This is a genomic window from Enterobacter sp. AG326 (assembly GCF_004362415.1).
GTDB classification, from domain to species: domain Bacteria; phylum Pseudomonadota; class Gammaproteobacteria; order Enterobacterales; family Enterobacteriaceae; genus Enterobacter; species Enterobacter asburiae.
On sequence record NZ_SNXG01000006.1, the window covers coordinates 13,011 to 30,090 of the forward strand.

Sequence of the window (17,080 nt, forward strand, 5' to 3'; positions counted from 1 at the left end):
TAATGACAATGCGTAATTCTCTTTTGACCGTACTGGGAAGTTTTATGCTGCTTGGCGCGGCGCTGCCCGCCCATTCTGAAAGCGTGCTGCGAATCGGTCTGGGCGCTGACCCGGACATGCTCGACCCGCATCTGGCGCGCACATACTATGGCCGCTTCGTCTTTGCCTCCCTGTGCGACAGGCTGGTGGACGTGGATGAAAACCTGAAGGTCGTCCCCGGCCTGGCTAAAGACTGGGCGTGGAGTGAGGACGGTAAAACCCTGACGCTCAATCTGCGGGAAGGCGTTACCTTCCACGACGGTGAGAAATTCGATGCCGCCGCGGCAAAATACAACCTCGACCGCGCCCTGACCCTGAAAGGCTCCCTGCGTAAGAGCGAGATCTCCTCCGTTGAATCGGTCGAGGTCACCGGCCCGATGCAGATTGCGCTGCACCTGAAGACCCCCGATGCCGCGCTGCTGATGCAGCTCACCGACCGCGCGGGCGCGATGATGGCCCCCGAGGCGGCGAAAAAGCCTGACTTTGCCGCCCACCCGGTCTGCTCCGGCCCGTATAAATTCGACAGCCGCGTGTCCCAGGACCGCATCGTGCTGACCCGCTTCGACAACTACTGGAACAAAGGCGCTTACCACTTCGACAAAATCATCTATCTGCCGATCCCGGACGCCTCCGTGCGCCTCGCGAACCTGCGCGCGGGCGATCTCGACCTGACCGAAGGCATCGCCGCCAGCGACGTTAAAACCGTCGAAGCCGACAGCAAGCTGGCGCTGGCGAAGGTGACCGGTCTGGGCTATCAGGGCATCACCTTCAACATCAACAACGGCAAGGTGCCGGCGAACGATCCGTTCAAGGACGCTCGCGTGCGCGAGGCATTTTCTCAGGCCATCGATCGCGATGCGTTAAATCAGGTGGTCTTCGAAGGGCTTTACACCCCGGCAAACCAGGCGTTTTCCCCGGTCAGCCCGTATCACGTTAACCTGCCGGTCCCGCCGCGTGACGTCGACAAAGCCAAAGCGCTGCTGAAGGCGGCAGGCGTTACCGCGCCGCTGACCGTCAACCTGCTGGTGCCGAACAACCCAACCTCGCAGCAGGTGGGCCAGGTATTGCAGGCGATGGTCGCCGAGGCCGGATTTAACCTGAACCTGCAGATGACCGAATTCGCTACGCTGCTCGATCGCCAGCAGAGCGGTGACTATCAGCTGAGCTTCTCCGGCTGGTCGGGACGCCCGGATCCGGACGGCAGCATCTACGGCTTTATCAACAGCAAAGGCACACTTAACGACGGTCGCTACAGCAACGCGCAGGTCGATGATTGGCTTACCCAGGCGCGCCAGAGCACCGATCAGGCCGCACGCCAGCCGCTGTACGACAAGGTGGTGAAACAGCTGCAAACCGACATGCCGATTGCCTACCTCTACTTCGAGCCGCGCATTTTCGGTCTGAACAAAAGCGTGCAGGGCTTTAAGCCGTACCCGGACGGCATCGTGCGTCTGGCGGGTTTGACGCTGGCGAAATAAAGGTCCCGAGGAGAACCCATGCTGGAACTGATTTGCAAACGTCTGCTGCTGGCTATACCAACCCTACTGCTGGTGAGCATGATGGTCTTCGGGCTGCAAAAGCTGCTGCCCGGCGACCCGCTGATCGCCATGGCCGGCGAGGAGCGCGATCCGGCGGTCATCGCCCAGCTGCGCGCGGAGCTGAACCTCGATGCGCCGATCCCCATGCAGTATTTCCACTGGCTGACGCGCGCGCTGCAGGGCGATCTGGGCGTCTCCTTACGCACGCACGAACCGGTAACGCAGCTGATTGCCAGCAAGCTGCCGGTCACGCTGGAGCTGTCGCTGCTGGCGATGATTATCGCGCTGGTGTTTGGCATCAGCATGGGGATCCTCGCGGCGGTGAACAAAAACAGCTGGGTGGATCACGGGGCGAACTTCGTGGCGATCTCGGGGATCTCGATCCCGCACTTCTGGCTGGGGATCCTGCTGATTCTGGTCTTTTCGGTGAACCTGCAGTGGCTGCCCGCGTCCGGCTACGTGCCGTTCAGTGAAGATCCGCTCCAGAACCTGCGCACGCTGCTGCTGCCCGCGTCCGTGCTCGGAACCGGCCTCGCGGCGACGCTGATGCGCCATACCCGCGCCTCGATGATTGCGGTTCTGAAGGCGGATTACATCCGCACCGCACGCGCTAAGGGGCTGCTGCCGAAGGCGGTGATCCTGAAGCACGCGTTTCGCAACGCGCTGGTGCCGGTCATCACCCTCACCACGCTGCTGTTCGGCGAGCTGCTGGGCGGCGCGGTGCTGACCGAGCAGGTCTTCACCATTCCGGGGTTCGGCAAGATGATCGTCGACTCGGTATTTAACCGTGACTACGCGGTGGTGCAGGGCGTGGTGCTGATCGTGGCGATCGGCTTCCTGATGCTCAACCTGCTGGCCGACGTGCTCTACGTCCTTATCAACCCGAAAATGCGAGGTTAACCATGGCGGAACTGACGACGCAAACCGTTACGCCCGCGCTGCCGCGCGCGCAGAACCGGGTACTGAAGAAATTCCTCGCCAATAAAAGCGCGGTGATTGGCGCGGTGGTGGTGGGATTCTTTGTTCTGGTGGCGCTGCTGGCGCCGTGGATCGCCCCGTTCGACCCGGTCAAAGCCAACTTCCTGGCGGTGCGCAAAGCGCCGTCGGCGATGTACTGGTTCGGCACCGACGAGCTGGGGCGCGACATTTTATCCCGCATTATCTGGGGGGCTCGCACCTCGCTGATGGCGGGCTGTATGTCGGTCGTTATCGCGGTGGTCATCGGCGTGCCGCTGGGGCTGGTGGCGGGTTACTTCCAGAAGATGTGGGACGGGGTGATCTCGCGGTTTATCGAGGCGCTGCTGGCCTGTCCGTTCCTGATCATGGCGATCGCGCTGGGGGCATTTTTGGGCCCAAGCCTGACCAACGCGATGATCGCCATCGGTCTTTCGGCGATGCCGATCTTCGCCCGCCTGACGCGCGGCCAGGTGATCGCCATTCGCAACGAAGAGTACATCGACGGCGCGCGGGCGATTGGCCTGCCGGACCGCTGGATCATCATTAAATACGTCCTGCCGAACGTGATGTCGCCGATCCTGGTGCAGGCCACGCTGGCGATTGCCTCGGCGATTATCGCCGAAGCCAGCCTGTCGTTTTTAGGGCTGGGGCAGCAGCCGCCCAATCCGTCCTGGGGCTCCATGCTCAACACCGCGAAAGGGTTTCTGGAGCAGGCGCCGTGGATGTCCGTTTTCCCCGGCGTGGCGATTTTCCTCGCCGTGCAGGGCTTTAATTTACTCGGCGACGGGCTGCGCGACGCGCTCGATCCGCGCCACGACTAAGGAGTCATGATGACCAAAGCGCTTGATTTTACGTCCGGTTACGCTTCACGCCGTCCGCCGATGCTGGGCCATAACGCGGTTGCCACGTCGCAGCCGCTGGCGGCGCAGGCGGGAATGAAGATGCTGCAGCTGGGCGGCAACGCCGTTGATGCGGCCATTGCCACCGCGATGGCGCTGACGGTGGTTGAGCCGACCGGCAACGGGATCGGCAGCGACGCCTTTGCCATCGTCTGGGACGGTGAAAAGCTGCACGGCCTGAACGCGTCCGGCCGTTCGCCTGCCAGCTGGCATGCGGATCTGTATGCCGGTAAAACCGCGGTGCCGGAAATTGGCTGGGACGCGGTGACCGTGCCGGGCGCGGTATCCGGCTGGGTCGCGCTGGCGGAACGCTTCGGCACGCTGCCGCTGACCACGCTGGCGCAGCCTGCCATTGACTACGCGCGCAACGGTTTCCCTGTCTCCCCGCTGATTGGTCATCTCTGGCAGCGCGGCTATAGCAAGCTGAAAGATCAGCCGGGCTTTAGCGCCTGCTTCGCGCCGGAAGGCCGCGCCCCGCGCGTGGGAGAAATCTTCCGTAACCCGGCGCAGGCTAACTCGCTGGAGCTGATTGCCCGCACCAACGGTGAAGCCTTTTACCGCGGCGAGCTGGCGCAGAAAATTGCCGCTTTCGCCAAAGAACACGGCGCGCACCTGACGGCTGAAGATCTGGCAAACCATCGCGTGGACTGGGTAGAGCTGCTGTCGCGCGACTTCGCGGGTGGTTCGGTGCAGGAGCTGCCGCCAAACGGCCAGGGGATCGCCACGCTGATTGCGCTCGGCATTCTGGAGCAGTGCGGCATTGAGAAGCATCATCCGGATTCCGTGCAGTCCCTGCACCTGTCCATTGAGGCGATGAAGCTGGCGCTGGCGGATCTCGACCGCTACGTGGCGGATGAAGAACATATGGCGTTCGCGGCAAAAGAACTGCTAAGCGACCATTATCTGAAGTCGCGCGCGGCGCTTATTGACCATAATAAAGCCTCAGACTTCGTTTACGGATCGCCGACGCAGAGCGGCACGGTCTACATCAGCACCGCCGACGCCAGCGGGATGATGGTCTCGTTTATTCAGTCCAACTATATGGGCTTCGGTTCAGGCATCGTGGTGCCGGATACGGGGATTAGCCTGCAAAACCGGGGCTGCGGGTTTGTGCTGGATCCCAATCACCCGAACGCGCTGGCGGGCAGCAAGCGTCCGTTCCACACCATCATTCCGGGCTTTGCGATGGACGGCAACGGCCAGCCGCTGATGTCCTTCGGCGTGATGGGCGGCCCGATGCAGGCGCAGGGGCACATGCAGATGGCGCTGCGCATTATGCTGCACGGACAAAACCCGCAGGCGGCAATCGACGCCCCGCGCTGGCGCGTGGTGCAGGGCAGGGAGGTGATCGTTGAATCGACGTTCGATCGTAATACTATCGCCGCGCTGCGCGAGCGCGGGCATCAGATCGTGGTGGAAGATCCGCTTCAGGATTACAACTTCGGCGGTGCGCAGGTAATTTACCGCCTGCCGGAAGGCCACTACGTCGCCGCGACGGAAAGCCGCAAAGACGGGCAGGCGCTGGTGAGTTAATGTTTTATCCTCCCTCTCCCATTGGGAGAGGGGCGGGGTGAGGGGAAAATTTCACCCAATGCTAAACGGATCCGCATCCTGCCACGCCGGAAACTTCTCGCGGTACTCCTGCAGCGCCGTCAGCGACAGCTCGGCATCAATGCGCGTCGCCTGATGCGGCTCGGCGGTGGCAATGATCTCGCCCTGCGGATTCACCACCCGGCTGTCGCCGCGGTAGTGATGCCCGTTGCCGTCGGTTCCCACGCGGTTACAGCCCACCACGTACGCCTGGTTCTCAATTGCACGCGCTACCAGCAGCGACTGCCAGTGCAGGGAGCGCGGTGCAGGCCAGTTGGCAACATACAGCGCCAGGTCGTAATCGTTGCGGTTGCGCGACCACACCGGGAAGCGCAGGTCGTAGCAGACCAGCGGCAAAATACGCCAGCCGCGCCACTCGAACACCACGCGCTCGTGACCCGCTTCATAGTGATGATGCTCATCCGCCATGCGGAACAGGTGGCGTTTATCGTAAAAATGCACTTTCCCTTCCGGCTCCACCAGCAGGAAGCGGTTCACCGGCCCTCGATCCGTTTGCAGCGCAGCACTACCCGCGATCAGCGCGTTGGTCTGCTGCGCTTTGACATGCATCCAGGCGACCACCTCATCCTGTGGCATTGACTGTTGTGCCGCTTCCATGGCGAAGCCGGTCGTAAACATCTCCGGCAACACAATCACATCGCGCCCGGTAATGCCTTCCAGTTGACGATCAAAGTGGCGCAGGTTGGCGGGGCCATCCATCCACACTAAAGGTTGCTGCAAAATAGAAATCTTCAGACCAGGCACAATTCAGACTCCTCAAACGACCACTTTTTGACACTGTAGCACGACATAACGAGAAAATGTGGCAATAAAAAACCCCGCGCGAGGCGGGGTTTGTATAAGCGAAACGCGTTATGCCGCTTCAGGTTTGCGGTGCTTCTCCGGCAGCTTTACCGGCTGCGTCGCCAGCTCGTCCGGCTCGAAATCATCCACGTTAATGCTGCGCAGACGGCTCTCTTCGGCTTTCACCAGCAGAGCAGCTTCATCTTTATTGATAATGCCACCGGCCAGCGCCTGTTTTGCCAGTTCGTCCAGACGGGTAAACGGCAGGTTTTTGCCCAGCTGCTTACAGATTTTCTGGTGAATCGGATCGGCAGCCATCACGTCCAGCAGCGCCTCTTCCAGCAGGCCTACCGGGTTATGCGGCGTCGGCGTCAGATACTGACCACGACCGATGCGGGAGCGGGTTGCGCTCGGTACCTGCAGGATCTTCGCCACCTTGTGGTCCAGCTTGTCGGACGGCGCCAGATGGTGACGACCGGTCGGGAAGATCACCGCGCGCAGGGCTCCCGCCACGAAGCGGTTCGGGAAGTTCGCCAGCAGGTCGTCAATCGCCTGTTCAGCCTGATACATCGCATCCTGAACGCCCCAGTGCACCAGCGGCAGATCCGCTTCCTGACGGCCTTCATCGTCGTAGCGCTTCAGGACCGCAGAGGCCAGGAAGATCTGGCTCAGCACATCGCCCAGACGAGCGGAGATACGCTCGCGACGCTTCAGGCTGCCGCCCAGCACCGCCATGGAGACGTCAGACAGCAGAGCCAGGTTGGCGCTCAGACGGTTCAGATGCTGGTAGTAACGTTTGGTCGCATCGCCGGTCGGCGTCGCGCTGGTAAGACCGCGCGTCAGGCCCAGCCAGAAGCTGCGCACCTTGTTGCTGCCCACGTGACCGATATGTTTGAACAGCAGCTTATCGAAGGCATCCACGTCGTTGTTCTGCGCGGCGGCCATCTCTTCCAGCACGTACGGATGGCAGCGAATTGCGCCCTGACCGAAGATCATCATGCTGCGGGTCAGGATGTTTGCCCCTTCCACGGTGATGGCAATCGGTGCGCCCTGATAGCCGCGCGCCAGGAAGTTGCCTTCGCCGAGCATAATGCCTTTACCGCCCGCGATATCCATTGCGTCAATGATCGACTGCTGCGCGCGGTGGGTACAGTGGTACTTCACAATCGCGGACAGCACGGCCGGTTTTTCGCCCAGCATAATGCCGTAGGTAATCAGAGAGGCAGCGGCATCCATCACGTAGGCATTGCCCGCGATACGCGCCAGCGGCTCTTCGATACCTTCCATCTTGCCGATGGAGATTTTGAACTGACGGCGGATATGAGCGTAAGCGCCAATCCCCATCGCGACCGACTTCAGACCGCCGGTTGAGTTCGACGGCAGGGTAATGCCGCGGCCCACGGACAGACATTCCACCAGCATACGCCAGCCCTGACCGGCCATTTTCGGACCGCCGATGATGTAGTCAATCGGCACAAAGATGTCCTGACCGCGGGTCGGACCGTTCTGGAACGGCACGTTCAGCGGGAAGTGACGGCGACCAATTTCAACGCCTGGGGTAGAGGTTGGGATCAGCGCACAGGTAATGCCCAGATCTTCTTCGCCGCCCAGCAGTTTTTCCGGGTCAGAGAGCTTAAAGGCCAGACCCAGCACGGTGGCGATTGGCGCCAGGGTGATATAACGCTTGTTCCAGGTCAGGCGCATGCCCAGCACCTGCTCGCCCTGCCACTCGCCCATGCAGACTACGCCGGTATCCGGGATCGCACCCGCATCGGAGCCTGCTTCCGGGCTGGTCAGCGCGAAGCAAGGGATCTCCTGACCGCGTGCCAGACGCGGCAGGTAGTGATCTTTCTGTTCTTCGGTACCGTAATGCTGCAGCAGTTCGCCCGGGCCTAAGGAGTTAGGCACGCCAACGGTAATCGCCAGGATCCCGGAGACGCCTGCCAGCTTTTGCAGGACGCGAGCCTGAGCGTAAGCGGAGAATTCCAGTCCGCCGTACTCTTTCTTGATGATCATCGCGAAGAAGCGATGTTCTTTCAGATAAGCCCACAGCTCTGGCGGCAGGTCGGCCATTTCATGGGTGATGGCAAAGTCATTGGCCATACGGCACGCTTCTTCCACCGGGCCGTCAATAAAGGCCTGTTCTTCAGCGGTCAGGCGCGGCTGCGGATAGTTATGCAGCTTTTTCCAGTCCGGGTTGCCCTGGAACAGGTCGCCTTCCCACCAGGTGGTGCCCGCATCAATCGCTTCTTTCTCGGTACGCGACATGGGCGGCATCACTTTGCGGAAGCCTTTGAACACCGGCGCAGAGATCATTGATTTACGCATCGGGGCCAGGTTAAACGGCAGAAGAATGATGGCAAGAGGGACTAAAAGCCAGATATTCCAGAGGCCTGCGACGCCAAGCGCAGCCGTCCAGGCCAGAAGAATCAGGCTGCTCAGGAATAAACTTACGCGGTGATAGAACAACACACCGAGCAGAACAACGGTTGCGAGAATGCTCAAAATCATCATAAAGAAAAGCTCCCTTGCTTGTAGGAGGTCTGACCACTTGTGATGATATGGTTGTAGTTGATGTTATTTCCTTTAGCAATGTGTTTACAAAATAATTACAACCTGGTTCACATTGTTCGCGTTTTAGCCGGCACAAAAAATCAAAACGCCGGACGATTCGCATGGCTTTAGCTTCTCGCTTTTCCCGCTATCCGGTACACTCCACTGTGTTATTTCATCAATACTGAAGGATTATCCTCATGTACCAGGATCTTATTCGTAACGAACTGAACGAAGCGGCGGAAACGCTGGCGAACTTTCTGAAAGATGATGCCAATATTCACGCTATTCAGCGCGCAGCGGTCCTGCTGGCCGACAGCTTCAAAGCCGGTGGCAAAGTGCTCTCCTGCGGTAACGGCGGTTCCCACTGCGACGCTATGCACTTCGCAGAAGAGCTGACCGGACGCTATCGCGAAAACCGCCCGGGCTACCCGGCGATTGCGATTTCAGACGTGAGCCACATCTCCTGCGTAGGCAACGACTTCGGTTACGACCACATCTTCTCCCGCTACGTTGAAGCGGTAGGCCGTGAAGGCGACGTGCTGCTGGGGATCTCTACCTCTGGCAACTCCGGCAACGTGATCAAAGCGATCGCCGCCGCGCGTGAAAAAGGGATGAAAGTCATCACCCTGACCGGTAAAGATGGCGGTAAGATGGACGGTACGGCGGATGTCGAAATCCGCGTTCCGCACTTCGGTTATGCTGACCGTATTCAGGAAATTCACATCAAAGTGATCCACATCTTGATCCAGCTGATCGAAAAAGAGATGGTTAAGTAATACTTCGCTGGGGGGCTCCGGTGCCCCCCGCTGTTGTGGAGGTGTTGTATGTGCGAACTGCTCGGGATGAGCGCTAATGTGCCAACCGATATCTGCTTTAGTTTCACCGGGCTGGTTCAGCGCGGTGGAGGAACCGGGCCGCATAAAGACGGCTGGGGCATCACCTTCTACGAAGGCAAAGGATGTCGCACGTTCAAAGATCCACAGCCCAGCTTTAACTCACCGATTGCCAAACTGGTGCAGGACTACCCCATCAAGTCCCGCTCGGTGATCGCCCACATCCGTCAGGCTAACCGCGGCGAAGTGGCGCTGGAAAATACCCATCCGTTTACCCGTGAACTGTGGGGCCGTAACTGGACCTATGCGCACAACGGGCAGCTCACGGGCTATAAGTCGCTTGAGACGGGCAATTTCCGCCCGGTCGGCGAGACGGACAGCGAAAAAGCCTTCTGCTGGCTGCTGCACAAGCTGACGGAGCGCTATCCCCGCACGCCCGGCAACATGGCCGCCGTATTCAAATACATCGCGACGCTGGCATCTGAACTGCGTGAAAAAGGCGTGTTCAACATGCTCCTCTCTGATGGCCGCTATGTGATGGCGTTCTGCTCGACGAATCTGTTCTGGATCACCCGCCGTGCGCCGTTTGGCGTTGCGACGCTGCTCGATCAGGATGTGGAGATAGACTTTCAGAAGGAGACCACACCGAACGATGTGGTCACTGTTATCGCAACGCAGCCGCTGACGGGCAACGAAACCTGGCAAAAGATTATGCCAGGCGAGTGGGTGCTATTTTGTCTCGGGGACCGTGTAATTTGACGCCAGCTGCGGGTGGACGACTTCGTGGCTCAGCGGTTTGCTGACCACGTAACGGCCATCGACGATAGAGACCACAGGTGGCTTGTGGGTCTGCTCAAAGTAGTCGTAACCAGGCTTCAGCTGTTTCCAGAAATCCGCGTAGTATGAGTACTTGTGACGCGCCATGTTGGCGTCCGTCATGCGGAACGGATAGATGCTAACCTGTACGTTAGGCTGCCCAAAGACCAGCGCGCCCGTCACGAACTGGAAAATCTCATCAATGCCGGAGTCGGTCATCGCATAACAGCCGATAGACACGCAGGCACCGTGGATCATCAGATATTTACCTTCATAACCGTGTGCACGGTCATAGGCATTCGGGAAGCCGATGTTAATGGCTTTATAGAAGCGGCTGTCAGGCTTGAGCTGGCTGCGCTGAACGTTGTAGAACCCTTCCGGACTTTTGAAATCGCCCTGACGCTGTTTTGGCCCCAGTCCGCCGGAGTAGTTACAAATTTTGTAACTATCAAGCAGCTGATATGTCTCGCCCATTTTGACAAACAGATCGAGAGTGCGCTCTTCCTTGAAGATCTGAATATAAACCGGCGATCCCATTAACTGCTGTTTATATTCTTTGCTGATCGGCGTCGTTGAGCTATTACTGCTGAGCAGCCCGGCAAACGACATGCACGGTATCAGAAGCATCGCAATGAACAATGCGATTTTACGCATACTACTAGTTCCTTGATAAAACCATGACCAACTTGCCAGGACGGCAAAAGAGACCCGAAATCAGATTATTCTGTTAGGAGCGCTCACATTAGCACCGCTATAGATTTTCGCAAGAGCCGGGCGGTGAGTTTACAAATTAGTTTTACTTTATAAACCATCAAAATTGCGATGGCTCCAGGAACTTTGCGCATTACGTCGCAATTTGGCGCGCGCGACGGCGGATTCCCTGCCCGCGGGAAGGGGAAAATGTTACACTTTGCGCCCACTGGATTGTTGTTCATGGAAACCTGCTAACCACATGTTTAAAATTAAAAAAGGACTTGATCTGCCGATTGCAGGCGTGCCAGCGCAGCACGTTTCGACAGGCGCAAGTGTCCGTCATGTCGCCATTTTGGGCGAAGACTACCTGGGTATGCGTCCTTCAATGCTGGTACAGGAGGGCGATCGCGTTATCAAAGGACAGGCGCTCTTTGAGGACAAAAAAAATCCCGGCGTGATGTTCACGGCCCCCGCGAGCGGCACCGTTGTGGCCATCAACCGTGGCGAACGGCGCGTTCTGCAGTCGGTGGTTATCCGCATTGAGGGCGATGACAAGCGTGAATTTGCCCATTACGACACCGCAGAAATCGCGTCGCTGAACCGTGACGCCGTTCAGGATCAGCTCCTGGCGTCCGGTTTATGGACCGCGCTTCGTACGCGTCCCTTCAGCAAAACTCCTGTTCCGGGCACGGAGCCGGCCGCGATTTTCGTCACGGCCATCGACACCAACCCGCTCAGCGTGGACCCGGAACCGGTTATCCTGGCGCAGCGAAAAGCTTTTGATGCAGGACTCACTATTCTAACCCGCCTCACGCCCGGAAAAGTGCACGTTTGCCAGGCCGGCGGCGGCAAGCTTGGCGGCCATCCGCTGGGGCAGGTCACGTTTAATGAATTTTCTGGCCCGCATCCGGCGGGGCTGGCAGGAACCCATATTCACTTCCTTGAGCCAGTAAGCCTGACGAAACAGGTCTGGCACCTTAATTATCAGGACGTCATCGCCATCGGTAAGCTCTTTACTACGGGTGAACTCTGCGCTGAACGGATAATCGCCATCGGCGGACCGCAGGCTGCAAACCCGCGCCTGGTGAAAACGCTGCTGGGCGCTGACGTCAACGAACTGCTGGTGGGGGAAACGAAAGAGGGCGAAAACCGCCTGATTTCCGGATCGGTCCTCAGCGGCCGCCATGCTGCCAATGCGCACGCGTACCTGGGACGCTTCCATTTGCAGGTCAGCATTGTGCAGGAAGGGCGGGAGAAAGAGCTGTTTGGCTGGGTTCTGCCAGGCGCAGAAAAATACTCCGTCACCCGAACAACGCTGGGCCACTTCCTGCGTAAAAAGCTGTTCAGCTTCTCAACCAGCACGCACGGCGGCGAGCGCGCCATGGTCCCGATTGGCAACTACGAGCGCGTCATGCCGCTGGATATTCTGCCTACCGTGCTGTTGCGCGATCTGCTTGCCGGTGATACCGACGGCGCGCAGGCGCTGGGCTGTCTGGAGCTTGACGAAGAAGATCTGGCGCTCTGTACCTATGTCTGTCCGGGCAAATACGAATATGGACCGGTATTGCGCGAGGTGTTAACCCGCATTGAGCAGGAAGGATAACCGATGGGCTTAAAACACCTCTTTGAAAAAATTGAGCCGCACTTTACCGAAGGGAAGCTCAAAAAGTACTACCCGTTATATGAAGCAACGACGACCATTTTCTACACGCCGGGCCTGGTGACGAAAGGGGCGGCGCACGTTCGCGATGCTATCGACCTGAAACGCATGATGATCCTGGTGTGGTTTGCGGTCTTCCCGGCGATGTTCTGGGGCATGTACAACGTTGGCCTGCAGACCATTCCGGCGCTGCACCACATGTACGATGCCCAGCAGCTGGCGCAGGTGATCCAGTCTGACTGGCACTACCGTCTGGCGCAGTCGCTGGGGGTAAGCTTTGCCGCAGACGCGGGCTGGCTGAGCATGATGACGCTGGGCGCGGTTTTCTTCCTGCCGATTTACATCACGGTATTTGTCGTGGGCGGCTTCTGGGAAGTGCTGTTTGCCATTATCCGTAAACATGAGATCAACGAAGGCTTCTTCGTGACCTCTATTCTGTTTGCCCTGATTGTTCCCCCGACGCTACCGCTCTGGCAGGCGGCGCTTGGCATCAGTTTCGGCGTGGTGATTGCCAAAGAGATCTTCGGCGGCACCGGGCGGAACTTCCTCAACCCGGCGCTGGCGGGACGCGCGTTTCTGTTCTTTGCTTATCCGGCGCAAATCTCGGGCGACCTCGTGTGGACGGCGGCAGACGGTTTTTCCGGCGCGACGCCGCTTTCACAGTGGGCGGCACACGGCGGCGAAACGCTGGTTAACAACGCGACAGGTCAGCCAGTCACCTGGTTTGATGCCTTTATTGGCAACATTCCGGGCTCCATCGGAGAAGTTTCTACGCTGATGATTTTGCTTGGCGGCGCGATCATTCTTTTTGGTCGCGTGGCCTCCTGGCGGATCGTTGCGGGCGTGATGATCGGTATGGTGCTGACCGCCACCCTGTTTAACGTTATCGGTTCGACCACCAATCCGATGTTCTCCATGCCGTGGTACTGGCATCTGGTGCTGGGTGGCTTCGCGTTCGGCATGATGTTCATGGCGACGGATCCCGTCTCTGCCTCGTTTACAGACAAAGGTAAATGGAGCTATGGCGTGCTCATTGGCGCGATGTGCGTCCTGATCCGCGTGGTCAACCCGGCGTATCCGGAAGGGATGATGTTGGCCATTCTGTTTGCCAACCTGTTTGCGCCACTCTTCGATTACCTGGTGGTGCGGGCCAACATTAAGCGGAGGAAGGCGCGTGGCTGAAGTTAAAAATAACGACAGCATCAGCAAAACGCTGCTGGTGGTGCTGGTGCTCTGTCTGGTCTGTTCTATTGTCGTGGCCGGTTCTGCCGTGGGGTTAAAACCCCTGCAGCAGGAGCAACGTGCGCTGGATAAACAGCGCAACATTCTGGCCGTCGCCGGGCTGATGCAGGAAGGAATGAGCGCAGACGACGTTTCGGCCGTCTTTGCTGAACGTATTTCGGCGCGTCTGGTGGATTTAAAAACGGGTGAACTGCTGGATAAAGACCCGGCAAAATTCAACCAGGCGCTGGCGCTTAAAGATCCGCAGATGAGCCTGACGCTGGAGGCATCGCAAGATCCCGCCGGGATTAAGCGTCGCAGCAACCTGGCCGAAATCTATCTGGTTCGCGACCCCCAAAAACGTTTTCAGGAAGTGGTACTGCCTATTTACGGTAACGGTCTGTGGTCAATGATGTATGCCTTTGTGGCCCTTGATACCGATGGCCGCACGGTCAAAGGCATTACGTATTACGACCAGGGCGAAACGCCGGGGCTGGGTGGCGAAGTTGAAAACCCTAACTGGCGGGCACAGTTTGTCGGCAAGAAAGTGCTCGACGATAACGGCCTGCCTGCACTGAAGGTGATGAAAGGGGCGGCACGTCCCGGTGACGACTACGCCGTTGACGGGCTTTCCGGCGCTACGCTCACCTCAAAAGGCGTGCAGCACAGTTTTGATTTCTGGATGGGCGAGCTGGGCTTTGGTCCTTTCCTGAAAAACGTACGTGAAGGAGCGCTGAACAATGGCTGATACCGGTGAACTGAAAGAAGTTAAAAAGGTGCTCATTGGCCCGCTGCTCGCCAATAACCCGATCACGCTCCAGGTGCTGGGCGTCTGTTCGGCCCTGGCGGTGACGACGAAACTGGAAACGGCGGTTGTGATGACGCTGGCGGTAACGCTGGTCACGGCGTTCTCCAGCATGTTTATCTCGATGATCCGCCACCATATCCCCAACAGCGTGAGGATCATCGTGCAGATGGCGATCATCGCCTCGCTGGTGATCGTGGTCGATCAGCTGCTGCGCGCCTTCGCCTATGAAACCTCCAAACAGCTCTCGGTGTTTGTCGGGCTGATTATCACCAACTGTATCGTCATGGGGCGTGCGGAAGCCTACGCCATGAAAATGCCGCCGCTGGCGAGCTTTATGGACGGTATCGGCAACGGCCTGGGCTACGGCGTGATCCTGCTGACCGTGGGGTTCCTGCGTGAGCTGATTGGCAGCGGCAAGCTGTTTGGCATCACGGTGCTGGACACGGTGCAGAACGGCGGCTGGTATCTGCCAAATGGCCTGTTCCTGCTGGCCCCTAGCGCGTTTTTCATTATCGGTTTGTTGATCTGGCTGATTCGTACGCTGAAGCCAGAACAGCAGGAAAAGGAGTAACCGACGATGGCTCATTACCTGAGTTTGTTTGTGCGGGCGGTGTTTGTTGAAAACATGGCGCTCGCGTTTTTCCTCGGCATGTGTACGTTCCTTGCGGTTTCCAAAAAAGTGTCGACGGCATTTGGTCTCGGTATCGCGGTCACCGTGGTGCTCGGCTTGTCTGTACCGATCAACAATCTGGTGTACAACTTTGTGCTGCGGGACGGCGCGCTGGTGGAAGGGGTTGATCTCAGCTTCCTGAACTTCATCACCTTTATCGGGGTGATCGCGGCGCTGGTGCAAATCCTCGAGATGATCCTCGATAAGTACTTCCCGTCGCTCTACAACGCGCTGGGGATCTTTCTGCCGCTGATCGCGGTGAACTGCGCCATCTTTGGCGGCGTCTCGTTTATGGTGCAGCGTGATTACAACTTCAGCGAATCCGTAGTGTACGGTTTTGGTTCCGGCATCGGCTGGATGCTGGCGATTGTCACCATGGCGGGGATCCGAGAGAAAATGAAATATGCCAACGTGCCTGCGGGTCTGCGTGGCTTGGGGATCACCTTTATCACCACCGGGCTGATGGCGCTGGGCTTTATGTCCTTCTCCGGTGTGCAGCTATAAGGGCAAACAAATGGAAATTATCCTTGGCGTGGTGATGTTCACGCTGATTGTACTGGTGCTGTCAGGGCTTATTCTGGCGGCGCGCGCGAAGCTGGTAAATTCCGGCGACGTGGTCATTGATATTAACGACGAGCCGCAGAATCAGATCCGCACGCCGGCGGGAGACAAGCTGCTCAACACGCTCTCCGGTAACGGCATTTTTGTCTCCTCAGCTTGCGGCGGCGGCGGTTCCTGCGGGCAGTGCCGCGTGACGGTAAAAGAGGGCGGTGGCGATATTCTGCCAACCGAGCTGGCGCATATCACAAAGCGTGAGGCAAAAGAGGGCTGTCGTCTGGCCTGCCAGGTCGCGGTGCGTCAGAACATGAAGATTGAGCTGCCGGAAGAGATCTTCGGCGTCAAAAAGTGGGAGTGCGAGGTTATCTCTAATGATAACAAAGCCACCTTTATTAAAGAGCTGAAGCTGCGGGTGCCGGAAGGCGAGCATGTCCCGTTCCGCGCCGGAGGATACATTCAGATTGAATGCCCTGAGCACGCTGTGGCCTATGCGGACTTTGACGTGCCGCATGAGTACCGCGCCGACTGGGACAAATTCAATCTCTTCCGCTTTGTATCTGAGGTGAAAGAGCCGACGCTGCGCGCCTACTCAATGGCCAACTACCCGGAAGAGAAGGGCATCATCATGCTCAACGTGCGTATCGCCACGCCGCCACCGAATGTGCCGGACGCGCCGCCGGGCGTCATGTCGTCATACATCTGGTCCCTGAAGCCTGGCGATAAGGTGACGATCTCCGGCCCGTTCGGGGAGTTTTTCGCGAAAGATACCGATGCGGAAATGGTATTTATCGGCGGCGGTGCCGGTATGGCCCCGATGCGCTCGCACATCTTTGACCAGCTCAAGCGGCTGGGTAGCCAGCGTAAGATCAGCTTCTGGTACGGGGCGCGCTCGCTGCGCGAGATGTTCTATGAAGATGAGTTTGAACAGCTGGCGCGTGAAAACCCGAACTTTACCTTCCACGTGGCGCTTTCCGATCCGCAGCCGGAAGATAACTGGACGGGCTACACGGGGTTCATCCACAACGTGCTGTATGAAAACTACCTCAAACAGCACCCGGCGCCTGAGGACTGCGAGTTCTATATGTGTGGTCCGCCGATGATGAACGCCGCCGTGATTAAGATGCTGAAAGATCTCGGTGTCGAAGATGAGAACATCTTGCTCGATGACTTTGGAGGCTGATGATGCTGACGTTTCTGGCAACCTTTGTGGTTTTTGTGCTTGTCATCTTCGGCATGTCGTTAGGCTGGATCGTTAAGCGGAAAAGCATTCAGGGCAGCTGCGGCGGTATTTCCTCTATTGGGATGGAAAAGGTTTGCGACTGCCCGGAACCGTGCGATGCGCGGAAGAAAAGGATGGCCCGCGAACAGCAGCGCATTATTTAGTCTTGTCGGTCGGGTAAGGCGAAGCCGTCGCCCGACAATTCCCACCCACACTTCT

The 17,080-nt window shown here is 58.3% G+C and carries 16 protein-coding genes; 13 read left to right on the forward strand and 3 right to left on the reverse strand.

What is annotated here, in order from left to right:
• The first annotated feature begins 2 nt into the window (after positions 1 to 2).
• Genes DFO52_RS17265 through DFO52_RS17280 form a run of 4 tightly spaced genes read left to right on the forward strand, consistent with a single transcriptional unit; the run spans position 3 to position 4,966 of the window.
• Positions 3 to 1,517, forward strand: coding sequence for an ABC transporter substrate-binding protein (locus DFO52_RS17265; RefSeq protein ID WP_208110475.1), 1,515 nt, complete (start codon positions 3 to 5; stop codon positions 1,515 to 1,517).
• Positions 1,518 to 1,535: 18 nt separating this feature from the next.
• The gene (locus DFO52_RS17270) at positions 1,536 to 2,477 is read left to right on the forward strand and encodes an ABC transporter permease (RefSeq protein WP_133550844.1); all 942 of its coding nucleotides are present in this window, start codon (positions 1,536 to 1,538) and stop codon (positions 2,475 to 2,477) included.
• Between the two features lie 2 nt (positions 2,478 to 2,479).
• Positions 2,480 to 3,355, forward strand: coding sequence for an ABC transporter permease (locus tag DFO52_RS17275; protein ID WP_029739694.1), 876 nt, complete (start codon positions 2,480 to 2,482; stop codon positions 3,353 to 3,355).
• Between the two features lie 9 nt (positions 3,356 to 3,364).
• Entirely contained in the window at positions 3,365 to 4,966 is a 1,602-nt protein-coding gene (locus DFO52_RS17280) for a gamma-glutamyltransferase family protein (protein WP_133550908.1), read from the forward strand.
• 51 nt (positions 4,967 to 5,017) lie between these two features.
• Here the strand turns inward: DFO52_RS17280 and DFO52_RS17285 are convergent, their stop codons facing one another.
• Together DFO52_RS17285 and fadE are read right to left on the reverse strand one after the other, a co-directional pair.
• Entirely contained in the window at positions 5,018 to 5,788 is a 771-nt protein-coding gene (locus DFO52_RS17285) for an amidohydrolase (RefSeq protein WP_029739696.1), read from the reverse strand.
• A 108-nt stretch (positions 5,789 to 5,896) separates the two neighbouring features.
• A complete protein-coding gene (gene fadE / locus DFO52_RS17290; RefSeq protein ID WP_029739697.1) occupies positions 5,897 to 8,341 on the reverse strand; it encodes an acyl-CoA dehydrogenase FadE in 2,445 nt (814 codons plus the stop codon).
• Positions 8,342 to 8,580: 239 nt separating this feature from the next.
• Between fadE and lpcA the strand changes: the two genes are divergently transcribed.
• Together lpcA and DFO52_RS17300 are read left to right on the forward strand one after the other, a co-directional pair.
• Positions 8,581 to 9,159 carry a D-sedoheptulose 7-phosphate isomerase gene (lpcA, locus tag DFO52_RS17295; protein WP_010427884.1) on the forward strand — a complete coding sequence of 193 codons (579 nt, stop codon included), beginning with the start codon at positions 8,581 to 8,583 and terminating at the stop codon, positions 9,157 to 9,159.
• Positions 9,160 to 9,207: 48 nt separating this feature from the next.
• A complete protein-coding gene (locus DFO52_RS17300; RefSeq protein ID WP_010427885.1) occupies positions 9,208 to 9,975 on the forward strand; it encodes a class II glutamine amidotransferase in 768 nt (255 codons plus the stop codon).
• Here DFO52_RS17300 and dpaA read toward each other — a convergent pair.
• Positions 9,946 to 10,686 (reverse strand): peptidoglycan meso-diaminopimelic acid protein amidase, encoded by a 741-nt coding sequence (dpaA, locus tag DFO52_RS17305; RefSeq protein WP_029739699.1) that lies wholly within the window; start codon positions 10,684 to 10,686, stop codon positions 9,946 to 9,948. The two genes, DFO52_RS17300 and dpaA, sit on opposite strands and share 30 nt — an antisense overlap.
• A gap of 298 nt (positions 10,687 to 10,984) precedes the next feature.
• Here dpaA and DFO52_RS17310 point away from each other — a divergent pair, with 298 nt between their 5' ends.
• From DFO52_RS17310 to nqrM, 7 genes are read left to right on the forward strand one after another with little or no spacing between them, the layout of a single operon-like run.
• Positions 10,985 to 12,328: a Na(+)-translocating NADH-quinone reductase subunit A gene (locus DFO52_RS17310; RefSeq protein WP_133550845.1), complete on the forward strand. Its 1,344-nt coding sequence runs from the start codon at positions 10,985 to 10,987 to the stop codon at positions 12,326 to 12,328.
• 3 nt (positions 12,329 to 12,331) lie between these two features.
• Positions 12,332 to 13,567: an NADH:ubiquinone reductase (Na(+)-transporting) subunit B gene (locus tag DFO52_RS17315; protein WP_029739701.1), complete on the forward strand. Its 1,236-nt coding sequence runs from the start codon at positions 12,332 to 12,334 to the stop codon at positions 13,565 to 13,567.
• Positions 13,560 to 14,354 carry a Na(+)-translocating NADH-quinone reductase subunit C gene (locus tag DFO52_RS17320; RefSeq protein WP_133550846.1) on the forward strand — a complete coding sequence of 265 codons (795 nt, stop codon included), beginning with the start codon at positions 13,560 to 13,562 and terminating at the stop codon, positions 14,352 to 14,354. The genes DFO52_RS17315 and DFO52_RS17320 overlap by 8 nt, the downstream gene beginning before the upstream one ends.
• Positions 14,347 to 14,985: an NADH:ubiquinone reductase (Na(+)-transporting) subunit D gene (locus DFO52_RS17325; protein WP_014882676.1), complete on the forward strand. Its 639-nt coding sequence runs from the start codon at positions 14,347 to 14,349 to the stop codon at positions 14,983 to 14,985. The genes DFO52_RS17320 and DFO52_RS17325 overlap by 8 nt, the downstream gene beginning before the upstream one ends.
• A 6-nt stretch (positions 14,986 to 14,991) precedes the next feature.
• Complete coding sequence (gene nqrE, locus DFO52_RS17330) at positions 14,992 to 15,588, forward strand: NADH:ubiquinone reductase (Na(+)-transporting) subunit E (RefSeq protein WP_008500255.1); 597 nt, start codon at positions 14,992 to 14,994, stop codon at positions 15,586 to 15,588.
• 10 nt (positions 15,589 to 15,598) lie between these two features.
• Positions 15,599 to 16,822, forward strand: coding sequence for an NADH:ubiquinone reductase (Na(+)-transporting) subunit F (gene nqrF, locus DFO52_RS17335; RefSeq protein WP_023310501.1), 1,224 nt, complete (start codon positions 15,599 to 15,601; stop codon positions 16,820 to 16,822).
• The gene (gene nqrM, locus DFO52_RS17340) at positions 16,822 to 17,025 is read left to right on the forward strand and encodes a (Na+)-NQR maturation NqrM (protein WP_023615899.1); all 204 of its coding nucleotides are present in this window, start codon (positions 16,822 to 16,824) and stop codon (positions 17,023 to 17,025) included. The genes nqrF and nqrM overlap by 1 nt, the downstream gene beginning before the upstream one ends.
• Positions 17,026 to 17,080 lie beyond the last annotated feature (55 nt).

Excerpts from the sequence above, each read along its gene's own strand:
- DFO52_RS17265 (WP_208110475.1), top strand. The coding sequence starts at position 3 with ATGACAATGCGTAATTCTCTTTTGACCGTACTGGGAAGTTTTATGCTG.
- DFO52_RS17270 (WP_133550844.1), top strand. The coding sequence starts at position 1,536 with ATGCTGGAACTGATTTGCAAACGTCTGCTGCTGGCTATACCAACCCTA.
- DFO52_RS17275 (WP_029739694.1), top strand. The coding sequence starts at position 2,480 with ATGGCGGAACTGACGACGCAAACCGTTACGCCCGCGCTGCCGCGCGCG.
- DFO52_RS17280 (WP_133550908.1), top strand. The coding sequence starts at position 3,365 with ATGACCAAAGCGCTTGATTTTACGTCCGGTTACGCTTCACGCCGTCCG.
- fadE (WP_029739697.1), bottom strand. The coding sequence starts at position 8,341 with ATGATGATTTTGAGCATTCTCGCAACCGTTGTTCTGCTCGGTGTGTTG.
- lpcA (WP_010427884.1), top strand. The coding sequence starts at position 8,581 with ATGTACCAGGATCTTATTCGTAACGAACTGAACGAAGCGGCGGAAACG.
- DFO52_RS17300 (WP_010427885.1), top strand. The coding sequence starts at position 9,208 with ATGTGCGAACTGCTCGGGATGAGCGCTAATGTGCCAACCGATATCTGC.
- dpaA (WP_029739699.1), bottom strand. The coding sequence starts at position 10,686 with ATGCGTAAAATCGCATTGTTCATTGCGATGCTTCTGATACCGTGCATG.
- DFO52_RS17310 (WP_133550845.1), top strand. The coding sequence starts at position 10,985 with ATGTTTAAAATTAAAAAAGGACTTGATCTGCCGATTGCAGGCGTGCCA.
- DFO52_RS17315 (WP_029739701.1), top strand. The coding sequence starts at position 12,332 with ATGGGCTTAAAACACCTCTTTGAAAAAATTGAGCCGCACTTTACCGAA.
- DFO52_RS17325 (WP_014882676.1), top strand. The coding sequence starts at position 14,347 with ATGGCTGATACCGGTGAACTGAAAGAAGTTAAAAAGGTGCTCATTGGC.
- nqrE (WP_008500255.1), top strand. The coding sequence starts at position 14,992 with ATGGCTCATTACCTGAGTTTGTTTGTGCGGGCGGTGTTTGTTGAAAAC.
- nqrF (WP_023310501.1), top strand. The coding sequence starts at position 15,599 with ATGGAAATTATCCTTGGCGTGGTGATGTTCACGCTGATTGTACTGGTG.
- nqrM (WP_023615899.1), top strand. The coding sequence starts at position 16,822 with ATGATGCTGACGTTTCTGGCAACCTTTGTGGTTTTTGTGCTTGTCATC.